The following is a 6196-nucleotide window of genomic DNA, read 5'->3' on the forward strand; positions in this document are numbered from 1 at the left end:
ACCCGGGGCCTGGCCACCCGGCATACCCGGGTGGCCGTGGACTCTCAGCCGACGAGCCGGCGCACCTGCCGCAGCCGCGCCTGGTCGGCGAGGCTGTCGTCGGGGGTGCCGGGCTCGAACGCCTGGCCGGTTGCCCGCTCGACCGCCCGCGCGATGAGCGCGTCGGCGAAGGCCGGGTTGGCCGGCAGGATCGGGCCGTGCAGGTAGGACCCGAACACGTTGCCGGTCGTCGCGCCCTCGGTCTGGTCGGTGCCGTTGTTGCCCATGCCGGAGCGCACCGTGCCGAACGGCTTCTGCCCCTCCCCCAGCACGGTGGAGCCGGAGTGGTTCTCGTAGCCGACGACCTCGCCGAACTCGGTGTCGAGCACGACCGGGCCGATCATCCGCTTGGCGTTCCCGCGGGTGGTCACGTCGAGGATGCCCAGGCCCGGCAGGCTGCGGCCCTCGACGGTGATGAACGCGTTGCCGAACAGCTGGTACATCCCGCAGATCATCAGCATCGGCGTGCCGTCCGCCGCCAGCGCCTTGAGCCGGTCGCCGTTCCGCTCGAGGTCGGCCTCCACGCGGGCCTGCCCGGAGTCCTGCCCGCCGCCGCCGACGACGAGGTGGGCGTCCTCGGGGAACTCGGTGCCCGGGTGGTGCTGGTGGACGACGGCCTCGTAGCCGTGCCAGCGCAGCCGCGAGGCCAGGCAGCGGGTGTTGCCCAGGTCGCCGTAGATGCTCATCTCCCGCGGGTAGATGTGCACGAGGTTGATGCGGCCCTTGCTCACTGGGGGTCCTCCCCGAAGTTGGCGAGGCCGTAGCGCGCGGCGAGGTCGCGACGCAGGGCCATCATGGCGGTGTAGGTGCAGAAGATGCGCTTGGGCTCGTCCGGATATGCCGTGAGGAAGCGCTCCAGCGCCTTGTCCAGGTCGGGCTCGACCTCCTCGACGGCGACGTCGTCGTACTGCAGCCGCAGCGCCATGTCGTAGGCCCGGACACCGGAGGTGATGGCCACGCCGCGCTCGCGCAGGCTCTCGAAGCTGACGTCGTAGAGCCAGGACACGTCGCGGCCGTCGGCGTAGTTGTCGTTGATCGCCACCATCGAGGCGACCGGCGTGCTGCCGTAGGTGCCCAGCGCGACGGTGAAGCCGGCCGGGTTCTTGACGAGCACCAGCTCCAGCGGCTGGCCGTCGGCATCGATGATCTCGCCGCGGCCGAAGGGCGGCTGCACCTTCTGCAGCGCGGCGACCGTGGACGCCTCGCGGAAGTCCGCGCCCAGCAGCATCTTCGCGGTGGTCGTGGCCGCGGTGGCGTTGATCATCGCGGCGAGGCCGCGCTGGCGCAGCTCGACCGGGCCGACGACGCCCTCGGCGCCGAAGCGCACCTCGAAGGAGCGCTCGTCGGCCGGCTTGAGCAGCCCGTCGCCGTCGGTCGGGCTCGGCGCGGCCCAGTCGTCCTCGAACCGGACGTCGGCCTCCATCAGCTCGGGCAGCCGCTCGGAGATCGAGGGGTCGACGCCGAAGTAGCGCACCTCGACCCCGTCGGCGACCCGGTCGCGGATCCGCGCGACGAAGGAGTCGTCAATGTTGAGCACCACGCCACCGGTGGTCTGCTCGGCGAGCTGGGCCAGCAGCTGGGCGGTGTGGTCGATCTCGGCGAACCGGTCGAGCTGGTCGCGGGCCACGTTGAGCAGCAGCGAGTGGGTCGGCCTGACCGCGGCGGCGAACTTCAGCGCGTGGGCCTCGTCGAGCTCGAGCACCGCGACGTCGGCGTCGAGCCGGCCGCCGAGGTGGATCTCGGGGATCATCGAGGAGATCACGCCGCGGGTGAAGTTGCTGCCCGTGGGGTTGGTGAAGACCCGCAGCCCGTGCTCGCGCAGGATCGCCGCGAGCATCTTGGTGGTCGTGGTCTTGCCGTTGGTGCCGCTGACCACGATGATCCCGCGCGGCAGGTCGGCCAGGGCGTGCGCGAGGAACGCCGGGTCCACCCGCTCCACCACCAGGCCCGGCAGCGCCGAGCCCCCGCCCCTCAGTCTGGAGGCGGCCCGCGCCGCCTTCCCTGCCGCAACCGCCACCGAAGTCCTGAGCACGGGCCAACCCTAGCCACCCGGCATACCGGGGCTGTATGCCGTCCGCCCACCGGCCGCGGACGACACGCCCCCGTGCCCATGGCCCTAGGGTGTCGCGCATGACGGACACGGGGGTGGCGCAGCCGGTCACGGGGCGGCTGCGGCTGACGTTGCAGAAGAGTGCGTGGGTGTGGGGAGCCCTGACCGTGCCCCAGGTGATGGTCAACGGTGCGCCGATCCCGGCGCGGTGGGGCGAGAACGTCTACGACCTTTGGGCGGGGCCGAACGTCGTCGCCGTGAGCTGCCAGTACCTGTGGCGCTACGGCCACGCCTCGGCCCAGGTGGTCGTGCCGGCGGGGCAGGAGCAGCAGCTGTTCTACGCACCGCCGGCGTTCACCTTCCTTCGCGGCAGGATCGGGCCGGGGCGGCAGCGGATGCGCGGGGTGGCCGGGATGTGGGTGTTCCTGGGGGTGCTGGTGGCGCTGCTCGCCGGCGCGGTGGTGGCCGCCCTGGCGGCTCCCGGCGGACCATGAGTGGGTTCTCAGGTGCCGGCCAGCCGCGGCGACTACCGTCGCTGAGGTGTCCGTGCGCACCCCGACCCTGAGCCCGGCCGGCGCCGGTGCACGCCCTAGCCCCGCGCGGTGGCTCGTCCCGGCGGTGCTCGTGCTCGCCCTGGCCCTGCTGACCGTGGCCGTCGTGACGCACAGCCGGGTCACCCTCCTCGACGCGAGGGTGTCCGGCAGCGTGCCGCGGCACGGGACGTTCCCGGCGCTGGACCGCCTGGCTACGCTCGTCACGACGGTCGCCCAGCCGGCGGCGAACGTGGCCGTGGCCTTCGCGGTGGGCGTGCTCGTGGCGGCACGGACCCGGTCCTGGCGGGCGCTGGTCCCGCCGGTGGCGGCGCTGGGCCTGCTCACGGCGACCGTGCTGCTGGGCAAGACCCTCATCGGCCGCCCCGGACCGCCCGGCAGCGAGGTGCAGGCGGACTGGGGCTACTTCCCCTCCGGGCACACCACCTCGGCGCTGGTGTGCGTGGGCGTGGTCGCGCTGATGCTCACCGGGCTGCGGCCACGCTGGCAGGGCCGGGCGCTGGTGCTCACCGGCGCCTGGACCCTGGTCGTGGGCTGGGCCCTGGTGTGGAAGCACTTCCACTGGGTCAGCGACGTGGTGGCCGGGATCCTGCTCGGCAGCCTCATCCTGTGGCTGGCCTTCCGCTGGCCCCTCCGATCCCGTCGCACCCCACCCTGACCCTGATCGTCAGCGTTTGAGCACAGGTTCGTGTCACCTGGCACAGGGTCATCCCAGTGTGAGGTGACACGAACGTGTGGCCAGCGTCAGGTGAAGCGACGATGGGTCCTCAGTACACCGTGGCACCCTGACGGGCAAAGGCCGCCCGGACCAGCCGGTTCACCCGACCCGGATCGGACAGGTCACGCCAGGTCAGCCGCACCACGGCGAAGCCGAGCGAACGCAGACGGTCCTCCCGCTGCTTCTCCTTGACAAGGGCTCGTCTCCCGTCGGCGCCGGCGTACTTCAGGAGCCCGTCGAACTCGACGATCGTTCGCTGCCGACGGAACAGGAAGTCGACCTCGGCGAACACCCAGCCGTCCTCGTCGGCGATCGGCGCCTGAAGCTCGGGCGATGGCAAGCCCATCGCCCTGAACAACACCCGGGTCCACGACTCACCCGGCGACTCGGACCTTGCATCTGCGATCTCGAGCATCGTGCGAACGTCGCCGACGCCGTGCGTGACACGACTGGCGGTGAAGGCCTCCTGCAGCTGCTGACGGGTGACCCGCTGTTTGCGCAACGCCTCGTCCGCAGCCGCCACACCCGTGACCAGGCCGGCCGATGCCGTGGCCTGGACGACCGCCAGGGGCAACGGCACCGACAGGACTCCCCCGATGCGGCGCACCGGGAGCGCCCCCTCGAGGGAGTGGATGACCACGTCCCCCGTGCGCCGGCCACGGCCCGGCGTGGTGCGGGTGACGTGGACCCTGTCGTGGGACGCGCCGATGACGGGCAGACCGTGGAGCGCCAGGGCCGAGACGTGGCTGGCGGCGTGCCGGTCAGCGAAGCCACGCACCACCGCCAACGTGCGCAGGGCGTGCTGGCGCTCCGGGCTGGCTCCCTCCAGACGCGCCGACTCCACGAAGCGGCCCGGGTGAACCCTCACCAGAGCGCCCCGGGACACCATCCGGGCCAGGGCCTTCCGGCTGACGCCACACGCCTCGGCGTCGGCCGCCGTGATGGCGCCATGCTGCGCTTCGAGCCGTGCGGTGAGCAGGTCGTTCATCCGGGAATCGTCGCCGCGCCCGTCGCGGCCGACCAGTCCGAACCCAGGCGCCTGTGGACAGCGGGACGACCGGTGACACCCCTGTGGACCACGGCCGCCGAGCCTGCTCAACGCAGGTTCGTGTCACCTGGCACAGGGTCATACCTGTGTCGTGGGGAACGAACCCGTGTCGAGGCGAGGGCGCCGTCACCAACACCCCAGGGCTCGTCAGGCCCGGGAGGTCACTCCCACTCGATGGTGCCCGGCGGCTTGCTCGTCACGTCGAGCACGACCCGGTTGACCTCGCGCACCTCGTTGGTGATGCGACCGGAGATCCGGGCCAGCACGTCATACGGCAGGCGGGTCCAGTCCGCGGTCATGGCGTCCTCGGAGGACACCGGCCGCAGCACGATGGGGTGGCCGTAGGTGCGGCCGTCGCCCTGGACGCCGACCGAGCGGACGTCGGCCAGCAGCACCACGGGGCACTGCCAGATGTCGCGGTCGAGGCCGGCGACGGTCAGCTCCTCGCGGGCGATCGCGTCCGCGGCGCGCAGGATCTCCAGCCTCTCGGCGGTCACGTCACCGACGATCCGGATGCCCAGGCCGGGACCCGGGAACGGCTGGCGCCAGACGATGCCCTCGGGCACGCCGAGCTCGAGGCCGACCTGGCGCACCTCGTCCTTGAACAGGGTGCGCAGCGGCTCGACCAGCTTGAACTGCAGGTCGTCGGGCAGGCCGCCGACGTTGTGGTGGCTCTTGATGTTGGCCGCGCCGGTGCCGCCGCCGCTCTCGACGACGTCGGGGTAGAGCGTGCCCTGCACGAGGAACTCCACCGGGTGCCCCTCGGCGTCGGCCGACCCGACGACGTCGCGCGCAGCCTGCTCGAAGACGCGGATGAACTCCCGGCCGATGATCTTGCGCTTCTCCTCGGGGTCGGACACCCCGGCGAGCGCCGTCAGGAACTGCTCGCGCGCGTCGACGACGACCAGGTCGACGCCGGTCGCGGCGACGAACTCCTGCTCGACCTGCTCGGCCTCGCCCGCGCGCAGCAGCCCGTGGTCGACGAACACGCAGGTCAGCTGGTCGCCGACGGCCTTCTGCACCAGCGCCGCGGCCACCGAGGAGTCGACCCCGCCGGAGAGCGCGCACAGCACGTGGGCGTCGCCGACCTGCTCGCGGATCGCGCCGACGAGGTCCTCGACCACGTTGGAGGCGGTCCAGGTCGGCTCCAGCCCGGCGCCGCGCAGGAGGAAGTTCTCCAGCACCCGCTGGCCGAAGGTCGAGTGGATCACCTCGGGGTGCCACTGCACGCCGTAGAGCTTGCGCTCGTCGTCCTCGAACGCGGCCACCGGCGCACCCGGGGTGGAGGCGGTCACCCGCATGCCGGCCGGGGCCTCGGAGACCGAGTCGCCGTGGGACATCCACACCGACTGGTCGGCGGTCTGGCCGTTGAACAGGGTCGAGCTCGTGTCGGACACCGAGGCCATGGTCGCGCCGTACTCGCGCAGCCCGGTGTGGGCGACGGTGCCGCCGAGCGCCTTGACCATCGACTGGAAGCCGTAGCAGATGCCGAAGACCGGCACGCCGGCCTCGAGCAGCGTGGCGTCCAGCGCCGGCGCACCCTCCTCGTAGACCGAGGACGGGCCACCGGAGAGGACCACGGCCGCGGGGTCCTTGGCGAGCATCTCCGCCACCGGCATGGTGTGCGGGACGACCTCGCTGTAGACGTTGGCCTCACGCACCCGCCGGGCGATCAGCTGGGCGTACTGCGCCCCGAAGTCGACGACGAGGACGGGCCGGGCCTGCAGCGCTTCAGTCACGCGGAAAGGCTACCGGTGGCCAGCCGGCCCTCGACCTCGCGGGCCACCTTG

The 6196-nt window shown here is 72.3% G+C and carries 6 protein-coding genes; 2 read left to right on the forward strand and 4 right to left on the reverse strand.

Annotated elements, in window-relative coordinates; all coding sequences use genetic code 11:
- Positions 1–44 precede the first annotated feature (44 nt).
- Both ACXVGS_RS13560 and ACXVGS_RS13565 read right to left on the reverse strand, forming a co-directional pair.
- Entirely contained in the window at positions 45–770 is a 726-nt protein-coding gene (locus ACXVGS_RS13560) for a type 1 glutamine amidotransferase (RefSeq protein ID WP_458529295.1), read from the reverse strand.
- On the reverse strand, positions 767–2071 hold the full coding sequence (locus tag ACXVGS_RS13565) for a MurT ligase domain-containing protein (protein WP_458529294.1): 1305 nt from the start codon (positions 2069–2071) through the stop codon (positions 767–769). Before ACXVGS_RS13565 ends, ACXVGS_RS13560 begins: the two co-directional genes overlap by 4 nt.
- A gap of 98 nt (positions 2072–2169) precedes the next feature.
- Here ACXVGS_RS13565 and ACXVGS_RS13570 point away from each other — a divergent pair, with 98 nt between their 5' ends.
- Both ACXVGS_RS13570 and ACXVGS_RS13575 read left to right on the forward strand, forming a co-directional pair.
- A complete protein-coding gene (locus ACXVGS_RS13570) occupies positions 2170–2583 on the forward strand; it encodes a hypothetical protein (protein ID WP_458532204.1) in 414 nt (137 codons plus the stop codon).
- Positions 2584–2629: 46 nt separating this feature from the next.
- A complete protein-coding gene (locus ACXVGS_RS13575) occupies positions 2630–3298 on the forward strand; it encodes a phosphatase PAP2 family protein (protein WP_458529292.1) in 669 nt (222 codons plus the stop codon).
- A 109-nt stretch (positions 3299–3407) separates the two neighbouring features.
- On the opposite strand, the gene ACXVGS_RS13580 is transcribed toward ACXVGS_RS13575, so the two are convergent.
- Together ACXVGS_RS13580 and guaA are read right to left on the reverse strand one after the other, a co-directional pair.
- Complete coding sequence (locus tag ACXVGS_RS13580) at positions 3408–4346, reverse strand: type IV toxin-antitoxin system AbiEi family antitoxin domain-containing protein (RefSeq protein WP_458529291.1); 939 nt, start codon at positions 4344–4346, stop codon at positions 3408–3410.
- A 221-nt stretch (positions 4347–4567) separates the two neighbouring features.
- Positions 4568–6145, reverse strand: coding sequence for a glutamine-hydrolyzing GMP synthase (gene guaA / locus ACXVGS_RS13585; protein ID WP_458529290.1), 1578 nt, complete (start codon positions 6143–6145; stop codon positions 4568–4570).
- Positions 6146–6196: the final 51 nt, after the last annotated feature.

It is taken from the genome of Oryzihumus sp. (assembly GCF_054325275.1).

Bases quoted from the DNA above. Each gene is read 5' to 3' on its own strand.
- ACXVGS_RS13580 (WP_458529291.1), bottom strand. From the start codon at position 4,346: ATGAACGACCTGCTCACCGCACGGCTCGAAGCGCAGCATGGCGCCATC.
- ACXVGS_RS13570 (WP_458532204.1), top strand. From the start codon at position 2,170: ATGACGGACACGGGGGTGGCGCAGCCGGTCACGGGGCGGCTGCGGCTG.